The organism is Streptomyces sp. NPDC020299 (genome assembly GCF_044387825.1).
Lineage (GTDB): Bacteria > Actinomycetota > Actinomycetes > Streptomycetales > Streptomycetaceae > Streptomyces.
The window spans coordinates 337,149-355,315 of record NZ_JBIRWL010000008.1; the positions used below are offsets into that span (position 1 = coordinate 337,149).

The window sequence follows — 18,167 nt, forward strand, 5'->3', positions numbered from 1 at the left end:
CGCGGGGCGGGCCCGGGAACAATCCCCCATATGACGATGACCACCGCCGAAGCCGACAAGATCCTCTCCGCCGACTTCGCCCCCTGGGTCCTCGAACTCGGGCTGACCGTGCAGGCGGTGGGCGAGGACCGCGCGGTCCTGCGTCTGCCCTGGTCGGACCGGCTGGCCAGGGAGGGCGGCGGCCTGTCCGGACAGGCACTGATGGCGGCGGCCGACACGGCCACGGTGGTCGCCGTGTCGGCGGCCCGCGGCGGCTTCGTGCCGATGACGACGGTCCAGCAGTCGACGTCCTTCCAGCGGGCGGTGACCGGTTCGGATGTCCTGATCACGGCGGTACTGACCAAGCTGGGCCGCCGGATGGCGTTCGCGGACGTCACGATGACCGACGAATCGGGCGGACTCGCCGCCCACGCGAGCACGGTGTACGCCCTTCTGGGCTGAACACGCTCAGCGACGGTCCGGGAACGGTCCGTTCAGAACACCGAGCGGAATCCCCGCTTCAGGGAATCTGCACATCGATTACCCAAGCGGGTCACGGCGTACGGGAGATCTGCACAAGTGCGCGCCCCGGGTCATGCCATTGGCGCTAAGTGCCCGGTTTCGCCGCGGCCGGGGCAAGGGCCGTACGCGACGATGCCGTGCCGCATGTGAAGGAGTCGCCGACAAGCCGTGCGCACACCTGCACGGATGAGACCGACGGGAGGTCAAGTGCGCAGGTGAGGGCGGAGTTTGATTGGAACCGCGAGCCGCGTGCGTGCTTTGATCCATCGCACCGCGGGGGCCGCTCAGGGCTTCCGGAACGGGCGTTCGGGCCCCCGCGGTCGCGGCGGTCCATCTGTCCCCCAGAGGGGGCCGCTCCCCCTTGTGAAATATCCATATGAAGGGAAGTTCCACCATGAACTCCACCCCCCAGGTCCAGACCGCCGAGATCTCCGACGCCGAGCTCGACAACGTCTCCGGCGGCCTTTCCGTGAACGCCCTGAACAGCGCCACCGGCGCCCTGAACGGCATCGCCCCGGTTTCCGGCGTGGCCGACACGGCCATCGGCACGGTCGAGGGTGTCACCGGCCTGAACACCGCGCCGGTCACCGGCCTGGTCGCCGGTCTCTGATCGCACCTCGCTGCCGCTGAGTCCCGGAGCCGTTTCCCGGTTCCGGGACTCAGCGATGCCGTAACAGTCCCACCCCATAGGTGAGGGATAGTCCCGTGCAGTTCCGCCAACAGGCCCTCGCCAAGCTCCAGTCGCCGGAAGAGCTGGACCTTCCGGTGCGGCTGGCCCGGCCCCAGGGCTGGCTCGCGCTGTCCGTCTCGGTCCTCGCCGTGGCGGCCGCCTCCGTCTGGGCGGTGACCGGCTCGGTCGCCTCCACCGTCGGCGCGCCCGCCATCCTCACGCACGCCGAGGGCAGTTACGTCCTGCAGAGCCCGGTCGCGGGCCAGGTCACCGCCGTCCTCGCCAAGCAGGGCGAACGGCTGCGGGCCGACGCACCCGTCCTGAAGGTCCGCACGGCCCAGGGCGAATCGGTCGTCCGCACGGTCGCCGCCGGCCGCGTCACCGCGCTGGCCGCCACCATCGGGCAGATCATCCAGACCGGCGCGAACGTCGCCGCGGTGGAGAAGATCGCCCACACCTCCGACCCGCTGTACGCGACGGTGTACGTCCCCGCCGAGAACGCCGCCTCGATCCCCGCGCACGCCCCGGTCGACCTGACCGTGTCGTCGGTGTCCACGCAGGAGTACGGGGTGCTGCGCGGCCATGTGAAGTCGGTGGACCGCACCGCCCAGTCCGCCCAGTCGATCGCCGCGTTCCTCGGGGACGCCCAGCTGGGTGAGCAGTTCACCAAGAAGGGACGGCCGGTGGCCGTGCTCGTCGAGCTGGACAAGTCCTCCAGCACCAAGAGCGGATACAAGTGGAGCTCTGCCGGGGGGCCGCCGTACGCGCTCGGTTCCATGACCCTGGCCACCAGCTCGATCCGCCTGTCCGACCAGCGTCCCGTCGATTGGCTGCTCCCGTGACCACCGCCCAGGAGACCCGCGGCAGACGCCGGGCCGCGCCGCCCCGGCGCACGGTCCCCAAGAGCCGGGGCCGGGCCGTCCGTACCCCGACCGTGCTCCAGATGGAGGCCGTCGAGTGCGGTGCCGCCTCCCTCGCCATGGTCCTCGGCCACCACGGCCGCCACGTCCCGCTGGAGGAGCTCCGCATCGCCTGCGGCGTCTCCCGGGACGGCTCACGGGCCAGCAACCTGCTGAAGGCGGCGCGTAGTTACGGTCTGACGGCCAAGGGCATGCAGATGGACCTGGCGGCCCTCGCCGAGGTGCAGGCGCCGGCCATCCTGTTCTGGGAGTTCAACCACTACGTCGTCTACGACGGCATGGGCCGGCGCTTCGGCCGCCGCGGGGTGTACGTCAACGACCCCGCCAAGGGCCGCCGATTCGTGCCCATGGAGGAGTTCGACGGGAGCTTCACCGGAGTCGTCCTGGTGCTGGAGCCGGGCGAGGACTTCGAGCGGGGCGGGCGCAGGCCCGGCGTCCTCGGCGCGATGCCGGCCCGGCTGCGCGGCACCGCGGGCACGCTGCCCGCGGCCGTCCTGGCGAGCCTGCTGCTGGTGGCGGTCGGCGCGGCGGTGCCCGCACTGAGCCGCACCTACATCGACATGTTCCTGATCGGCGGTCAGACCTCGCTGCTGGGCGTGCTGTTCACGTCGATGGGCGCGTGCGTACTGCTGACGGTGGTCCTGACCTGGTTGCAGCAGGCCAATCTGCTGCGCGGCCGGATCGTCTCCTCCACCCTCTCCAGCGCCCGCTTCCTGCGCCATCTGCTGCGGCTGCCGGTGACCTTCTTCGCCCAGCGCAGCCCGGCCGACCTGGTGCAGCGGCTGCAGTCCAACGACCAGGTCGCCGAGACCCTGGCCCGCGACCTCGCGGCGGCCGGCGTGGACGCGATCGTGGTCGTGCTGTACGCGCTGCTGCTGTACACCTACGACCCGCAGCTGACGTTCGTCGGCATCGGCGTGGCCCTGTTCAACGTGGTGGCGATGCGGTTCGTCGTACGGCTGCGCGCCACCCGCACCGCCAAGCTGCGCGCGGACACCGCGCGGCTGACCAACACCTCGTACACCGGGCTTCAGTTGATCGAGACGATGAAGGCGACCGGCGGCGAGGACGGCTACTTCCGCAAGTGGGCCGGCCAGCACGCCACCACGCTGGAGGAGCAGCAGCGGCTCGGTGTGCCCAGCGCCTGGCTGGGCGTGGTCGCCCCGACGCTCGCCACCCTCAACAGCGCGCTGATCCTCTGGATCGGCGGGATGCGGGCCATCGAGGGCCATATCTCGGTCGGTCTGCTGGTCGCCTTCCAGGCGCTGGTCACCCGCTTCACCGCCCCGCTGACCCGGCTCAACTCGGTCGCGGGCCGCATCCAGGACTTCGCGGCCGACGTGGCCCGCCTCAAGGACGTCGAGAACTTCCAGGCCGACCCGCTCTACGCCCGCCCGGGCGGCGGCGAATCCACCCGGCGCCTGCACGGGCACGTCGAGCTGGAGAACATCGCGTTCGGCTACAGCCCTCTCGACAAGCCGCTGCTCACCGGTTTCGACCTCACCGTCGGCCCCGGCCGGCAGGTCGCGCTGGTCGGCGGCTCGGGCAGCGGAAAGTCGACGGTCTCGCGGCTGATCTCGGGGCTGTACACGCCCTGGGAGGGCGTGATCCGCATCGACGGGCAGCGCCTGGAGGACATCCCGCGGGGCGCGCTCGCGGCCTCCGTCTCCTTCGTCGACCAGGACGTGTTCCTCTTCGAGGGCTCGGTCCGCGACAACGTGGCCCTGTGGGACCCGTCGATCCCGGACGACGCCGTGGTGGAGGCCCTGCGGGACGCCGCCCTGTACGACGTGGTGATGCGCCGTCCCGGCGGCATCCACAGCAAGGTCGAGCAGGACGGCCGGAACTTCTCCGGCGGGCAGCGTCAACGGCTGGAGATCGCACGGGCCTTGGTGCGGCGGCCCAGCATCCTCGTGCTCGACGAGGTGACCAGCGCGCTGGACGCGGAGACCGAGCAGACCGTGATGGACAACCTGCGCCGACGCGGCTGCGCCTGTGTGGTGATCGCCCACCGGCTGAGCACCGTGCGCGACAGCGACGAGATCGTGGTGCTCCAGCACGGCACGGTCGTCGAACGCGGGCGGCACGCCGAGCTGGTGGGGCGCGGCGGTGCGTACGCCGCGCTGGTCAGGGAGCGGTGAGATGACGTCCGTATCCGAAGGGGACCTGGTACTCGGCGCGCTCGGCGCGCTGGGCACACCCGTCGACTGCACCGGCCTGAACCGGCTGGACCTGGAGGGTCCGCAGGTGCTGTGGCTGGTCGCGGCGGGTGCCGTGGACCTGTTCGCGGTGGACGCCGGGCAGCAGGGCCACTGGCACCACCTCGGCCGGCTGGAGGCGGGCTCGCTGCTGCTCGGCCCGGTCCCCGGACCGCAGCACACCCTGGTCGCCCGCCCGTTGCGCGACTGCGTGGTGCACCGCATCGGGCTGCGCGAGCTGTACCAGCCGGCGTCCACCCAGACCTGGTCGTACGACGAGTACGGCAACCCGCAGTACGTGCCGCCGACGACCAGCCCGCTGGAGTACGCCCTGGCGCTCGGCGTCGGCCGCAGCCTGTCGGTCCTCTTCCAGGCGCCGATGGCCGGCGACCCGGCGGCCGAGGTCACCGACGAGGACGTGTTCTGGATGCAGGTGCCGCCGGGCAGCGTGCAGTACGGGTCGCTGTACGGCGCCGAGGCCGCCGCCGATCTGCTGATGGACCCTGCCGTGTGGCAGAGCATGGTCGACCAGCAGTACCGGCTGCTGACCACCCTCGACCGGTGGATCGAGCAGCTGGAGCGCACCCACGAGACGCGTACCGCGGCCGGGATCAAGGCCGGTGAGGCGGTCCGCGCGCAGGCCGACCGCACCCTGCTCGCGTCCATCGGCAGGCCCTCGGCCAAGCGCACCACGGCCGCCGACGCCGACGCCGGCTACGCGGCCTGCAAGCTGGTCGCCGAGGCGGCCGGGATCACCCTCGCCGAGCCCGCGCAGAGCGGCACCGGCGGGGACCGTCTCGACCCGGTGGACCAGGTGGCCCTGGCGTCCCGGGTGCGCACCAGGGCCGTACGGCTGGACGGCCGCTGGTGGCGGGAGAACGTCGGGCCGCTGGTGGGGCACCGGGCCCTGTCGGGGGCGCCGGTGGCCCTGCTGTGGCGGCGCGGCGGCTATGTCGCGGTGCATCCGGCGACCGGCCGGGAGACGCCGGTCGAGAAGGCCAACGCCGAGGAGTTCGAGCCGCGCGCGGTGATGTTCTACCGCCCGCTGCCCGAACGGCACCTCGGCCCGCTCGGGCTGCTCCGGTTCAGCATGCGCGGCACCCGCGGCGACCTGGTGAACCTGCTGCTCGCCGGGCTGGTGACGGTGGCCATCGGCGCGCTGGTGCCGATCGCCACCGGCAAGGTGCTCGGCGAGTACGTGCCCAGGGCGCAGCAGGGGCTGATCGTCCAGGTCTGCCTGGCGGTGATGGTCAGCAGTGTGGTGGCGGCCGCGTTCATGCTGCTGGAGAACCTGACCATCCTGCGGCTCGAAGGCCGTATCGAGGCCGCGCTCCAGCCGGCCGTCTGGGACCGGCTGCTGAGGCTGCCGACGAAGTTCTTCACCCGGCGCTCGACCGGCGAACTGGCCAGCGCGGCCATGGGCATCAGCGCGATCCGCCGGCTGCTCGCGGGCGTCGGCCCGGTGGTCGCCCAGTCGGTGACCGTCGGCGCGATGAACCTCGGCCTGCTGTTCTGGTACAGCGTGCCGATGGCGATGGCGGCGATCGGCATGCTCGTGGTCATCGGCGCCGTGTTCCTGGGGCTCGGCCTGTGGCAGGTGCGCTGGCAGCGGCGTCTGGTGGTACTCGGCAACAAGCTGAACAACCAGGCGTTCCAGACTCTGCGCGGGCTGCCGAAGCTGCGGGTCGCGGCGGCGGAGAACTACGCGTACGCGGCCTGGGCGGGCGAGTTCGCGCGCAGCCGCGAGCTGCAGCAGAAGGTCGGGCGGATCAAGAACCTCACCACGGTGCTGGGCGCGGTGTACCTCCCGGTGTGCACCCTGCTGATGTTCATGCTGCTGGCGGGCCCGGCCAGGGGTGCGATGTCGGCGGCGGCGTTCCTCACCTTCAACACCGCGGTGACCATGCTGCTCACCTCGGTGACCCAGCTGACCGGTGCCTTCGTCTCGGCGGTGGCCGCGCTGCCGCTGTTCGAGGAGATCAGGCCCGTGCTGGAGGCGACCCCCGAGGTGCGCGCCGCGAGCACCCGGCCGGGGCCGCTGTCCGGGGCCGTCGAGGCACGGCGGCTGTCCTTCCGGTACGCGGACGACGGTCCGCTGGTCCTGGACGACGTGTCGTTCGAGGTCCGGCCGGGCGAGTTCGTGGCGGTCGTCGGCCCCAGCGGCTGCGGCAAGTCCACGCTGCTGAGGCTGCTCATCGGCTTCGACAGGCCGGTGTCCGGGAGCGTGCTGTACGACGGTCAGGACCTGGCCGCCCTCGACCAGTCGGCCGTACGGCGGCAGTGCGGGGTGGTGCTCCAGCACGCCCAGCCGTTCACCGGCTCGATCCTGGACGTCATCTGCGGCACCGAGCCGTACACGCCGGAGGAGGCGATGGCCGCGGCGGAGCTGGCGGGGCTCGCGGAGGATATCCAGCGCATGCCGATGGGCCTGCACACGATCGTCTCGGGCAGCGGCGCGATCTCCGGCGGGCAGCGGCAGCGGCTGATGATCGCCCAGGCGCTGATCCGCCGCCCGCGGATCCTGTTCTTCGACGAGGCGACCAGCGCCCTGGACAACGACACCCAGCGCACGGTCATCGACAGCACACGCAAGCTCAACGCCACCCGGATCGTCATCGCCCACCGCCTGTCCACGGTGCTGGACGCGGACCGGGTGATCGTGATGGAGGACGGCAAGGTCATCCAGCAGGGCCCGCCCGCCGAACTCCTCGCGGACACCGGCGGCCGGCTGCACGAGCTGGTGCGGCGGCAGCTGGCCTGAGGGGCCCCTGCGGTCAGTCGAGGCCGGGGACGGGTGCGCCGGAGGGGAAGCCGGCCTCGACGTAGCCGTCGTAGAAGTCCTTCCACAGCGCGCCCGGCCCGGCGTGCGGCCCCGCGGACCCCGCCCCGCTCGCCCTCGCGTCCAGCGCGGTCAGGCAGACCTCCCAGCCGGCGGCGTTGCGGGCGGTGGTGTCCGCGGCGGCCAGGACGTCCGTGAGGGTGAGGCCGGTGCGGCCGTCGCCGGCGTCCTCCAGGTCGAACCGCAGTTCGTCACCGCCCCACTCGAAGGACAGGTGCCGGGGCGGGGCCACGGCGATCACCCGTCCCGTGGACGCGGGCATGTTCGGATCACCGCTGAACCGGATGGTGCCGCCGGGGCGCAGCTCCATCTCGGCGCGGGAGGGGAACCACCGCGCGAGTTCGCCGGGGTCGGTGACGAAGCGCCAGACCTGGTCGGCCGGGTGGTCGTAGGTGCGGTGGAAGCGGACGGCCGGGCGGTCGCCGGCCAGCGTGAGACGGGTTCCGGTGAGTTCGGCGGACATGGCGGATCACTCCTTCGGCGGCGAAACGAAACTTTGCCGTTTCGCAGAATCTGGTCTAGCCTCTGACAGGTAGGTGTACGAAACCGTTTCGTTTAACGCCCCTTTGCCCGAAGCTCCGAACGACTTCCCTGGAGTGGTTCCCCGATGTCACAGAAAACCCTGAAGGACGAGGCCCGGCCGGGCACCGTCGAGGCGCCGTCCGGCGGCTCGCCGAAGCGATGGTGGATCCTCGCGGTCGTCGCCCTCGCGCAGCTGATGGTGGTCCTCGACGCCACCATCGTGAACATCGCCCTGCCCTCGGCCCAGGCCGACCTCGGCTTCTCCGACGGCAACCGGCAGTGGATCGTGACGGCGTACGCGCTGGCGTTCGCCTCGCTGCTGCTGCTCGGCGGCCGTATCGCGGACCTGTTCGGCCGTAAGACGGCCTTCCTCATAGGTGTCGTCGGCTTCGCGGCCGTCTCCGCGCTCGGCGGTGCGGCGAACGGCTTCGGCATGCTGGTCACGGCGCGCGCCCTGCAGGGCGCCTTCGGCGCGCTCCTCGCCCCGGCCGCGCTGTCGCTGCTCAACACCACGTTCACCGACGCCCGGGAACGGGCGCGGGCGTTCAGCGTGTACGGCGCGATCGCCGGCGCCGGCGGCGCGGTGGGCCTGCTGCTCGGCGGTGTGCTGACCGACGCGCTCGACTGGCGCTGGACGCTTTACGTCAACGTGGCCATCGCGGTGCTCGCCTTCGCCGGCGGCCAGGCCCTGCTGGCCAACCACCGGGACGCGGCGAACTCCAAGCTCGACGTGCCGGGCACCGTCCTGGTCGCCGCGGGCCTCTTCTCGCTGGTGTACGGCTTCTCCAACGCGGAGACCCACGACTGGAACTCGCCGCTGACCTGGGGCTTCCTGATCGCGGGCGGGGTGCTCCTTACGGCCTTCGCCTGGTGGCAGACCCGGGCCGCGCACCCGCTGCTGCCGCTGCGCATCCTGACCGACCGCAACCGGGCGGCCTCCTTCCTCGCCGTACTGATCTCCGGCGCGGGCATGTTCGGGGTGTTCCTGTTCCTGACCTACTACCTCCAGCTGAACCTGGGCTTCAGCCCCACCAAGACCGGTGTGGCCTTCCTGCCGATGGTCGGCGCGCTGATGGTGACGGCCCAGCTCGGTACGACCGTCCTGGTGCCGCGGCTCGGCCCGAAGGCGGTCGTCCCGCTGGGTTTCGCGGTCGCCGCGGCCGGCATGGCCTGGCTGACCGGCCTCGGGATCGGCTCGCACTACCTGAGCGCGGTGCTGCCGCAGCTGGTCGTGACCGGCATCGGTCTGGGCCTGGTCATGCCGCCCGCCATGCAGCTGGCCACCGGCGGGGTGGCGGCCGAGGACGCGGGCGTCGCGTCCGCGACGGTCAACGCCATGCAGCAGGTGGGCGGCTCGGTCGGCACGGCGCTGCTGAACACCCTCGCGGCGAGCGCCGCGACCGACTACCTCTCCGGCCGGGACGCCACCAGCAAGCTGGTCCAGGCCCAGGCGACCATCGAGAGCTACACCACCGCCTTCTGGTGGTCGGCCGGCTTCTTCGCCGCGGGCGCGCTGATCTGCTTCCTCGTCTTCAGGCGGGGAGTGCCGGAGCAGGACGCGGACGCCGCACCTGTCGTCCACATGTGAGTGCCGCCGGCTGACGATCTTCTGTCAGATCTGTCCGAGGGGCCGCCGTCCACAGGGAGACGGCGGCCCCCACGCGTGCCCGGGGTGGCCGTATGCGTTCCCTCCCGCACGCGGCGAAGGGCATGGGACGGCTTCAGCGGGTACTTGCCAGACCATGCGGATCAGTGTGGTGGACGTGGGCTCGAACACGGTGCGGCTCGTGGTGGCGGACGCGGAGGGCGGGGTGCCGCTGCCGGTGCACACCGCCAAGTGGCGGCTGCGGCTGTCGGAGCAGGTCGGGCCCGGGGGAAAAATCCCCGACGAGGACGTGGAGAGACTGGTGGAAGCGGTGGCCGCGGCGAGCAGGACCGCCGCCAAGTGGGGGGCGGCGGGACCGCTGGCCTTCGCCACCGCCGTGGTGCGCGCGGCGCCGAACCGGGCGGAGGTCCTGCGGGCCGTCCGCACGGGCACGGGGGTCGACCTGTGCACCCTGCCCGGCGAGGTCGAGGCCGAGCTGACCTTCCTCGCCGCCCGGCGCTGGCTGGGCTGGCAGGCCGGGCCGCTGGCGGTGCTGGACATCGGCGGCGGCTCGCTCGAGGTCGCCTTCGGCCGCGGCCGGCTGCCGGACTTCGTGGCCTCGCTGCCGCTCGGGGCGGGGCGGCTGACCCGCGAGTTCTTCGATGACGAGGACCCTCCCTCGGCCGAGCGGCTGCGCGCGCTGCGGCGCAGGGTCCGCCACCAGCTGCGGGACGTGGCCGCCCGGATCCGCTGGGAGGGCCCGCGCTCCGCGGTGGCCACCTCACGCACCTTCCAGCAGCTGGGACGGCTGTGCGGTGCCCCGCCGGGACGGCACGGGCCGTTCGTGCAGCGGGTGCTGCACCGTGCCGACCTGCGCGACGCGGTCGGCCGGCTGGCCGCCCTGCCCGCCGCCGAGCGCGCCCATCTGCCCGGCATCTCCGCGCCGCGCGCCGCGCAGAGCCTGGCCGGGGCGGTGGTCGGCCACACCGTGATGAAGCTGACCGGTCTCGGCGCGGTCGCCCTGTGCCCGTGGGCGATCCGCGAGGGCGTCCTGTTGCGGCGCATCGAGGACGGCCCGGCCTGGTGGGCGGAGACCACCCGGCGCTCCGAGGAGCCCCCGCCCCCCGAACCGGTGCCCCTGCGCGTCGCGAGCACCACGCCCTGAGCCGGCGTACTGAGCCACGTACGGAAGGAGACAGTCATGTCCAAGTCGAAGAACCGCGAGGAGCACCCGCGGACCGCCCTGGGGGAGGTCGTCGACGAGGCCGCACGGGCCGGGAAGCGCACCACCGACTCCGACCGCGCCGACGAGCGCCGGGGCGAGGCAGGGGAGGCGGTCACTCCCAACACCCGGGCCCAGGAGGAGTCGCAGGGCGACTGACCCGGCGGGGATGAAGGGGCGCGGCCGGGTACCCGGGCGGCATGGCACAGTACCTCCAGGGACCCGCGCTGCCCCCCGCCCGCGGCCCGGTCTCCGCGGCCGTCGGCGCGTACCTGCCCGGCGCCGGCCCGCCTCCGTCCGAGGGGACGATCGCGGCGGCGGACGTGTACGGCGACGACCTCCAGCTCGCCCTCTACCTCTGCTACGAGCTGCACTACCGCGGCTTCGCGGGCGTGGCCCCGGACCGCGAGTGGGACCCCGATCTGCTGCGCGCCCGGGCCGTGATGGAGCGGCGTTTCCTGACCGCGCTGCGCGCCGGCACCCCGGCCCACGACAGCCTCGACGACGCCCTCGCGGACCTCCTCGTGGAACCCGTCGACGGCACGGGCGTCAGCCACTACCTGCGCGACGAGGGCGAGCTGTGGCAGCTGCGGGAGTACGCGGCCCAGCGCTCCCTGTACCACCTGAAGGAGGCCGACCCGCACGCCTGGGTGCTGCCGCGGCTGTGGGGGCGGGCCAAGGCGGCGATGGCGGCGGTGGAGTTCGACGAGTACGGCGGCGGCCGTGCCGACCGGGTGCACGCCCGCCTGTTCGCCGAGCTGATGACGGACCTGGGCCTGGACACCACGTACGGCCGCTATCTGGACGCGGCGGCGGCCGAGGTGCTGGCGACGGTGAACCTGATGTCCCTCTTCGGCCTGCACCGGGAGCTGCGCGGCGCCCTGGTGGGCCACTTCGCCGCGGTGGAGATCACCTCCTCCCCCGGCTCCCGGCGGCTGGCCGAGGCGATGCGCCGCACGGGCGCCGGGCCGGCCGCGGAGTTCTTCTACGACGAGCACGTGGAGGCGGACGCGGTGCACGAGCAGGTGGTGCGCCACGACGTCATCGGCGGACTGCTCGAACAGGAGCCGGGGCTGGCGGCGGACATGGCCTTCGGCGTCGACGCGACCGGGTACCTGGAGGACCGTCTCGCCCGGCGGCTGCTGGCCGCCTGGCGTGCGGGACAGTCCTCGCTGCGCACACCACTACAGCGGGAAATGCACCATATCTCCTGAATTCGGGGGTACCCGCGCTCCGTGAACGCACTGGTACTTCCGGGCGTGTACGCGCCCCAGGACGACACCGAACTGCTGGCCGAAGCCCTGGGCGAGGAGCCGCTGGAACCGGGTGCCCACGTGCTGGACGTGGGCACGGGCAGCGGCGCGCTGGCCCTGGTCGCCGCACGGCGGGGCGCCGAGGTGACCGCGGTGGACGTGTCCCGCCGGGCGGTGTGGACGGCCCGGCTCAACGCGCGGCTGGCCCGGCTCCCGGTGCGCATCCGGCGCGGGTACCTCTTCGGGCCCGTGCGCGGACGGTCGTTCGACGTGATCCTGGCCAACCCGCCGTACGTTCCCTCGCCCGACGCCCGGCCGGAACCCCGGGGCCGGTCCCGGGCCTGGGACGCGGGCCACGACGGCCGTCTGATCCTGGACCGCATCTGCCGGGACGCCCCCGCGCTGCTGCGCCCCGGCGGGGTGCTGCTGATCGTCCATTCCGCGCTGAGCGGTCCCGAGCGCACCCTCGAACTGCTGCGCGGGGCCGGACTCAAGGCCGCGGTGACCCGCCGCCGCTGGATCGACTTCGGGCCGGTGCTGCGGGCCAGGCACGGCTGGCTGCGGGAGCGGGGGCTGCTGTCGGCGGCCGACGAGAAGGAAGAGCTGGTGGTCATCCGTGCCGAACATGCCTGCTGACTCCGCTGAGCCACGGCGCATCACCATGCGGCGGCAGGGCCCGATCCTCGTCGACGGTCCGGTGGAGGTCGAACTGGAGGACGGCACCACCGTGTCCTCGGACCGGTTCCGGGTCGCCCTGTGCACCTGCCGGCGCAGCCGTTGCTATCCCTGGTGCGACACCAGCCACCGACGCAGGAGTTGAGTCAACTTCACAGACGGAGATTCACTCGATCGAGGGGATTTGATCTTTCGGGTCGCCTCACGGGGGTGGCCGTGCGTCCTGCGGGGTAACTACCGGGGTCCAAGGCGCCGGGCGACATGGAGCGAGATATGACGCCGGAAGCCGACGACCTCGACCCGGGAGTCCTGCCGGAGGCACCGGCGGCGAATCCGTGCGCCCGCACCCGGGCCGGCGGGCCGTTCACCGTCGTGGTGGCCTCGGGCGAGATCGACATCGCGACGGCGCACCTGCTGGCCGAGCATCTCGATGCCGCGACCTCGGGGCCGGAACCGGACGTCCTGGTGGACCTGAGGTCCGTGGAGTTCTTCGACTGCTCGGGGCTGCGGGTGCTGTGCCGGGCCGAGTCCCGGGCCAGGGAGCGCGGCGGACGGCTGCGCCTGGTCTGCGCGGGGCCGCTGCTGCCGCGACTGCTGCGCGTCGGCGGGTTGCTGGGGCGTTTTCCGCCGCTTCCCGGAATACCCCGGGACGGGCAGCCCGGGAAGCGGCCGTGAAACCGGGGGACGGCGGGCGGCCCCACTCCGCCCGCCGACCCCCGGTGCGAGATCGCGAGATCCCCGGGACAAGGGCCCGCACTCCCCAGCAACGGGCCTGTACCGGTGGTCGCGGGGACCGGCGATCCCGGTCCTCAGAACGCGAAGACGGCTCCGTAGGAGTCCTTCACGCACGCGTTGCCGAAGGTGCGCTCGTAGGAGACGCGCTTGCCCTGCCAGACACCCTCGACGGTGACGACGACGGGGTTGTAGAGCTTGGTACAGAAGACGTCGTCGCTGCTCTTGAGACCGTTCAGGTCCCCGCCGGCACCGCGCAGATCCGCGCACGCCTGGACGGCGGCCGGGTGCGTGCCGGAGGCCGTCGGGGCGCAGGAGAGGGTGACGGCGCGCTCGGGCGTCGCGGTGAGGGCGCTCTCGCCGTGGCCGGTGGTGAGCACCAGGGCCGAGGGGGCGTAGAGCGACGACGGGGCGCTGTCCGGTGCGGCGAAGGCGGCCCCGGTCAGGGGTCCGCAGACGGTGACGGCCGTGAGGCCGAGGGTCGCTGCCCAGCGCGCGGTGGTCCGCATTGTGTGCATCCTTCCGCTCGAATAGACGGGTCGCCGGCCCGGACCGGTGGGTGCCGGGGCGGCGTGCGCCACTCTGCCGAGTCCGCCGCCGAATCTCACATCGAACCCATAGGTTTCAGTAACCTTGCGTGTTGAATCAGTGGCGTGAAGTCACGGAGTTCGAACGCTCCAACGCCGAAACTGAGCGGTTCTTGATCGCCTCAAGCAGCCAAGTGGCTGAATTGCACCAGTTCGTTAATAGGCCTGAAACATTCCGGTTCAGCCGTCGGCGCACTCCCCCGCGGCCCCTTGTGTTCATGCGGAAGCCGAGTAATCGTCATTACATGATTACTTCGGAACAGCGAGAGAAGCTACGCGGCTGGTTCACCGGCCGGCTGCCCGAGGACCTCTTCCAGGAACTGGTCGAGGTCACCGCCGACCGCGAGGAGATCACCGTGATCGGCCGCATCCCGGCGCCCCGGCTCGCCGAGGGCGCCTCGGAGGCGGAGCGGGAGGCGGCCGTCCAGGGCCGCGTCCAGGAGTTCCGGGAACGCACCCGGGAGGCCAGGATCGCCGTGGCCCGCGAGGCCGAGCACCGGTTCCGCAGGAAGGTGTCCTGGGGAGTGGAGTGCGACGGCGAGCGCGCCCTGTTCACGCACGTGGCCGCCCCCGTCATGACCCGCCTCCGCCAGCCCGAGCGCCAGGTCCTCGACACCCTGATCGCGGCCGGCGTCGCACGCAGCCGCAGCGACGCCCTCGCCTGGTGCGTACGACTGGTCCAGCGGCACACCGACGACTGGCTCACCGAACTGCGGGAGTCGCTCGAACACGTCCAGCGGGTACGAGCGCAGGGGCCGGATGCCGAGGAGGTGGCCGATTCATCCACCGAGGACGGAGCAGATGGATGAACCGTCCGAGCACCGCCCCGTTCCCTACCCGCCGGTATCGTCGGCTCGGCGCACGACCGGCGACGAGAGGCGGGACGTACGGATGGCGAAGCACTGGGCGGACTTCCAGTACGAGATCTACCTGAACGGGATGACGGGCGCCGTGCCGCGCCTGCCCACCGACCTGACCCGGCTGGAGGAGCTCGCGGAGCACCGGCTGGGCCCCGGTCCGGTCGGCTATGTGGCGGGCAGCGCGGGCGACGGCAGTACGGCGCGGGCCAACCGGGCCGCCCTGGAGCGGCGGCGGATCGTCCCGCGTGTCCTGCGGGACGTGCGGGAGCGGGACCTGTCGGTGGAGGTGCTCGGCCGCGCGCTGCCCGCCCCCCTGGCGCTGGCGCCCGTCGGCGTGCTGTCGATCATGCATCCGGACGCGGAGACGGCCGCCGCCCGAGCCGCCGCCGCGCAGGGCGTGCCGTACATCCTGTCCTCGGCCTCCAGCACGCCCATGGAGCAGGTGGCCGAGGCGATGGGGGACGGCGAGCGCTGGTTCCAGCTGTACTGGGGCAAGGACCCGGAGGTGACGCGGAGCTTCCTCGGCCGGGCGCGCGCCGCGGGGTTCACGGTGCTCGTCGTCACCCTGGACACACCGCTGCTGGCCTGGCGGCCACGGGACCTCGACCAGGCGTACCTGCCGTTCGTGCACGGCGTGGGCACCGCCAACTACTTCTCCGACCCGGCCTTCCAGGCGGGGCTCGCCAAGCCGGTGCACGAGGACCCGGGCGCGGCGGTGCGGCATTTCCTCGGCCTGTACGGGGACGCCGGCCACACCTGGCCGGACCTGGCGTTCCTGCGGGAGCACTGGGACGGGCCGATCGTCCTCAAGGGCATCCTGCACCCGGACGACGCCCGGCTGGCCGCCGACGCCGGGGTGGACGGGGTCGTGGTGTCCAACCACGGCGGGCGGCAGGTGGCCGGTGCCGTCGCGGCGGCCGACGCGCTGCCCCGGATCGCGGCGGCGGTCGGCGACCGGCTGACGGTGCTGTTCGACAGCGGTGTGCGCACCGGCGACGACGTCTTCAAGGCCCTCGCCCTCGGTGCGCGGGCGGTCCTGCTGGGACGGCCGTACGTCTACGGGCTCGGCCTCGACGGGCAGGCGGGCGTGGAGCACGTGATCCGCTGCCTGCTCGCGGAGTTCGACCTCACCCTCGCCCTGTCGGGGCACGCCGGCCCCGGCACCGTCGCCGCCGGCGACCTCGACGGGCCCGCGTGAACCCTGCCGTGTTCGTGGACCTGCCGTCAGCCCCGGGTGCCGTCGTCCGGCAGGTTCGCCGGCTCGGCGGACGACCCCTCGGTCCCGGTGACCGACAGGGAGCCGGGGCTCGCCGACGGCGGGTCGGTCAGCCAGCGCTGCCCGGTGGAGCTGTCGCGGACCTTGACGACGATGTCGGCGCCGGCGTCCTCGCCCGCGCCGGCGAGGGCGAGGGTCTCGTCCCAGCGGGGCAGCAACTCGCCCTGCACGGTGAGGTCGTAGCGCACGTCGTCGCCCCGCCCCGCCTTCTTGCCCGCGCAGGTGCCGAGGACGACCACACCGGCGTCCGCGTGCGAGTCGAGGCACAGGTCGGGGTCGGCGGCGCTGCGCAGCAGGCCGTCGGTCTCGTACGTCCACTGCTGGGTGCCCGCCGACGAACACACCGCCAGCAGCACGCTCCCGCCGGCCCTGGGCCTGCCGTCGGTGTCCAGGCAGAGCCCGGCGGCGTTGCGCAGCCGCGTCCCCCGGGTCGCGTTGGGCAGCTGAGCCGTACCGGGCGAGGAGGCGGAAGTGCCGGGCGCGGTGTCCCGGGCACCGGAGGCGCCCGTCGAGGCGACCGGGTCGGTACCGTCCCCGCCGTCCGGCAGCAGGCTGATCGCCAGGACGGTCGCGAGCAGTCCGGCCGAGGCCAGGCCGACGCCGGTGAGCAGTGTCTTCGGTGACCGGGCCACCGAGGAGGCGCGGCGCGCCGGGAGGGGTATCCGCCCCAGTACCCGGTGCCGTGCTCCCCCGTCGGGTCGTCCGCCGGTGCGCCGGGAGGTGCCCCGGCCGCGCGGCGCGGCCGAATCGGCCCGGCCCGGGCGGGAGTCGAGGTAGCGGCGGGCGCCCCAGCCGAGCACCGCTTCGGCGAGCAGGAGGCCGGTTCCGGCCTCGATGTGACCGAGCTGCTCGGCGGCGTGCCGGCAGTAGCGGCATTCGGACAGATGCCGCTGCACATCGGGCAGCAGGTCGCCGCCGCGCCGGATCGGTACGTCGAGGAGACGGTTGTAGAAGCGGCAGTCCTTGGTGGGCGCCAGTTCCCGGTGGGCGCGGACACAGCCTTGGCGGAAGGCTTCCCGGGCCTGTTCGAGTGCGGCCGCCGCGGTGTCGGCGTCCATGCCGAGCAGGCCGGCCGGGACGGTGAGCGGTTCCGCCTCGACCTCGGTGTGCCACAGCACGCACTGCGCGAGCGGCAGGAGTCCCTGGAAGGACCGCTCGGCGAGGACACGGTTGTCGGGGATCAGGGACTTCGCCGCACGCATGCCGCGGCCCCCGGCCGGCCTCGCCAGGTCCGGCAGCACCTCGGGCAGATGGTCGTCGGCCGACCACTGGGCGACCGTGTCGCGCACGGCCACCAGCAGCCGGGGCCGCAGGGCGCCGGCCGGCCGGTCCGCCGCCAGCCGGTCCAGGACCCGGTGGAAGGCGGTGGCGGTGGCCATGTGGACGACGGTGTCCTCGGCGGCGAGGCAGATGGCGGCGTAGTCGTGGACCGGCTGCCAGTGCCTTGCCATCAGCAGGGCGACGGACGAGGCGGCCTCTCCCTCCGACTTTCCGCGCAGTCGGCCGGCGACAGACTCGTCGGACTCTCCAAAGGCCCCTCCGGGCGGCGGATAGGCAGGACGTGGGGGGTGGGGGGTGGGCACGGAGTGATTCCTTTGGTGCGTGTGCGCTGAAGTGGTTCACCCTTGCACAACTCCCCAAAGGCCAACAAGGAGTTCGGCGGCATCGACAGTTTTGACAGAAAGTCAGGCTATAGGGGAGCTTTCCCCTTTCCGTGCGCCCCGTGTGAACCACGCGCACGCGCCGGCCCGCCGCGCACGCTCCCGGCACCCGTCGGCGGGTAGTGCACTGGGCATCGGCCCTTCTCGCAAGGCCCCGCGCAGGACGGCGGCTCTGCTGCGCGGCATGGGCCGCCGGCCCTGCTCCTCCCGCCCTCGGCCGGCGGCCCCGGGCCGGCCCGCACCGCCCGGGGCGACTTCCCCTGCCGACGGGGGCGGGTGCCGCCGTCAGATCTGCCAGGAACGGAGCCGGTCGGCCGCGTCGTAGACATCGGTCTTGCCGGTCATCAGGTCGCGGGCGAGGTCGACCAGCGCGCCGTAGGGCGGGTCGATGCCGGCCCCGCTGACGAACATGTACGCCACCGCCGTCGCGCAGGCGAACCGCGCGTTGGCCGACGGCAGCGGCTTGAGCAGGGCGAGGGTGTGCAGCAGGGCGGCGGCCCGCCAGGCCGGGTCGGAGTTCACGCCGAGGCGCGGCGGGTCGACCCGGTGCCGGGCGACGGCGGCGACCAGCACCGAGAAGTCGTCGATCGTCGGCTGTTCCGGCAGTACTTCCTCATGACGCTGGAGCAGCCACGGGACGTCGATATGGAGGACGGGTGACATGGG

At 72.8% G+C, this 18,167-nt stretch carries 18 protein-coding genes; 14 read left to right on the forward strand and 4 right to left on the reverse strand.

Annotated elements, in window-relative coordinates; translation table 11 throughout:
- Positions 1-30 precede the first annotated feature (30 nt).
- From ACH45E_RS22535 to ACH45E_RS22555, 5 genes are all read left to right on the forward strand, one after another.
- The gene (locus ACH45E_RS22535) at positions 31-441 is read left to right on the forward strand and encodes a PaaI family thioesterase (RefSeq protein WP_361445775.1); all 411 of its coding nucleotides are present in this window, start codon (positions 31-33) and stop codon (positions 439-441) included.
- 454 nt (positions 442-895) lie between these two features.
- Entirely contained in the window at positions 896-1,111 is a 216-nt protein-coding gene (locus ACH45E_RS22540; RefSeq protein ID WP_361445778.1) for a type A2 lantipeptide, read from the forward strand.
- Between the two features lie 95 nt (positions 1,112-1,206).
- Positions 1,207-2,013 (forward strand): HlyD family efflux transporter periplasmic adaptor subunit, encoded by an 807-nt coding sequence (locus ACH45E_RS22545; protein WP_361445781.1) that lies wholly within the window; start codon positions 1,207-1,209, stop codon positions 2,011-2,013.
- Complete coding sequence (locus tag ACH45E_RS22550) at positions 2,010-4,232, forward strand: NHLP family bacteriocin export ABC transporter peptidase/permease/ATPase subunit (RefSeq protein ID WP_361445784.1); 2,223 nt, start codon at positions 2,010-2,012, stop codon at positions 4,230-4,232. The genes ACH45E_RS22545 and ACH45E_RS22550 overlap by 4 nt, the downstream gene beginning before the upstream one ends.
- Before the next feature lies 1 nt (position 4,233).
- On the forward strand, positions 4,234-7,050 hold the full coding sequence (locus tag ACH45E_RS22555; protein ID WP_361445787.1) for an NHLP bacteriocin export ABC transporter permease/ATPase subunit: 2,817 nt from the start codon (positions 4,234-4,236) through the stop codon (positions 7,048-7,050).
- 13 nt (positions 7,051-7,063) lie between these two features.
- Here ACH45E_RS22555 and ACH45E_RS22560 read toward each other — a convergent pair whose 3' ends face one another.
- Complete coding sequence (locus ACH45E_RS22560) at positions 7,064-7,591, reverse strand: SRPBCC family protein (protein WP_361445790.1); 528 nt, start codon at positions 7,589-7,591, stop codon at positions 7,064-7,066.
- A 144-nt stretch (positions 7,592-7,735) separates the two neighbouring features.
- Between ACH45E_RS22560 and ACH45E_RS22565 the strand changes: the two genes are divergently transcribed.
- The 7 genes from ACH45E_RS22565 to ACH45E_RS22595 all read left to right on the forward strand — a co-directional run bounded on the left by ACH45E_RS22565 (position 7,736) and on the right by ACH45E_RS22595 (position 13,060).
- Positions 7,736-9,238, forward strand: coding sequence for an MFS transporter (locus tag ACH45E_RS22565; RefSeq protein ID WP_361445793.1), 1,503 nt, complete (start codon positions 7,736-7,738; stop codon positions 9,236-9,238).
- Positions 9,239-9,392: 154 nt separating this feature from the next.
- On the forward strand, positions 9,393-10,400 hold the full coding sequence (locus ACH45E_RS22570; protein WP_361445796.1) for a Ppx/GppA family phosphatase: 1,008 nt from the start codon (positions 9,393-9,395) through the stop codon (positions 10,398-10,400).
- A gap of 36 nt (positions 10,401-10,436) precedes the next feature.
- On the forward strand, positions 10,437-10,616 hold the full coding sequence (locus ACH45E_RS22575) for a hypothetical protein (RefSeq protein ID WP_361445799.1): 180 nt from the start codon (positions 10,437-10,439) through the stop codon (positions 10,614-10,616).
- 41 nt (positions 10,617-10,657) lie between these two features.
- Positions 10,658-11,671 (forward strand): iron-containing redox enzyme family protein, encoded by a 1,014-nt coding sequence (locus ACH45E_RS22580; RefSeq protein WP_361445802.1) that lies wholly within the window; start codon positions 10,658-10,660, stop codon positions 11,669-11,671.
- A gap of 21 nt (positions 11,672-11,692) precedes the next feature.
- Positions 11,693-12,346, forward strand: coding sequence for a HemK2/MTQ2 family protein methyltransferase (locus ACH45E_RS22585; protein ID WP_361445805.1), 654 nt, complete (start codon positions 11,693-11,695; stop codon positions 12,344-12,346).
- Entirely contained in the window at positions 12,327-12,530 is a 204-nt protein-coding gene (locus ACH45E_RS22590) for a CDGSH iron-sulfur domain-containing protein (RefSeq protein ID WP_361445808.1), read from the forward strand. Before ACH45E_RS22585 ends, ACH45E_RS22590 begins: the two co-directional genes overlap by 20 nt.
- 128 nt (positions 12,531-12,658) lie before the next feature.
- The gene (locus ACH45E_RS22595; protein WP_361445811.1) at positions 12,659-13,060 is read left to right on the forward strand and encodes an STAS domain-containing protein; all 402 of its coding nucleotides are present in this window, start codon (positions 12,659-12,661) and stop codon (positions 13,058-13,060) included.
- Positions 13,061-13,194: 134 nt separating this feature from the next.
- Here ACH45E_RS22595 and ACH45E_RS22600 read toward each other — a convergent pair whose 3' ends face one another.
- Positions 13,195-13,626, reverse strand: coding sequence for a protease inhibitor (locus tag ACH45E_RS22600; RefSeq protein WP_361445814.1), 432 nt, complete (start codon positions 13,624-13,626; stop codon positions 13,195-13,197).
- 323 nt (positions 13,627-13,949) lie between these two features.
- Here ACH45E_RS22600 and ACH45E_RS22605 point away from each other — a divergent pair, with 323 nt between their 5' ends.
- Entirely contained in the window at positions 13,950-14,513 is a 564-nt protein-coding gene (locus ACH45E_RS22605) for a hypothetical protein (RefSeq protein ID WP_361445817.1), read from the forward strand.
- An 82-nt stretch (positions 14,514-14,595) separates the two neighbouring features.
- Positions 14,596-15,762 (forward strand): lactate 2-monooxygenase, encoded by a 1,167-nt coding sequence (locus ACH45E_RS22610; RefSeq protein WP_361445883.1) that lies wholly within the window; start codon positions 14,596-14,598, stop codon positions 15,760-15,762.
- A 26-nt stretch (positions 15,763-15,788) separates the two neighbouring features.
- On the opposite strand, the gene ACH45E_RS22615 is transcribed toward ACH45E_RS22610, so the two are convergent.
- A complete protein-coding gene (locus ACH45E_RS22615) occupies positions 15,789-17,423 on the reverse strand; it encodes an RICIN domain-containing protein (protein ID WP_361445820.1) in 1,635 nt (544 codons plus the stop codon).
- Between the two features lie 363 nt (positions 17,424-17,786).
- Positions 17,787-18,164 carry a toxin Doc gene (locus ACH45E_RS22620; protein WP_361445823.1) on the reverse strand — a complete coding sequence of 126 codons (378 nt, stop codon included), beginning with the start codon at positions 18,162-18,164 and terminating at the stop codon, positions 17,787-17,789.
- Positions 18,165-18,167 lie beyond the last annotated feature (3 nt).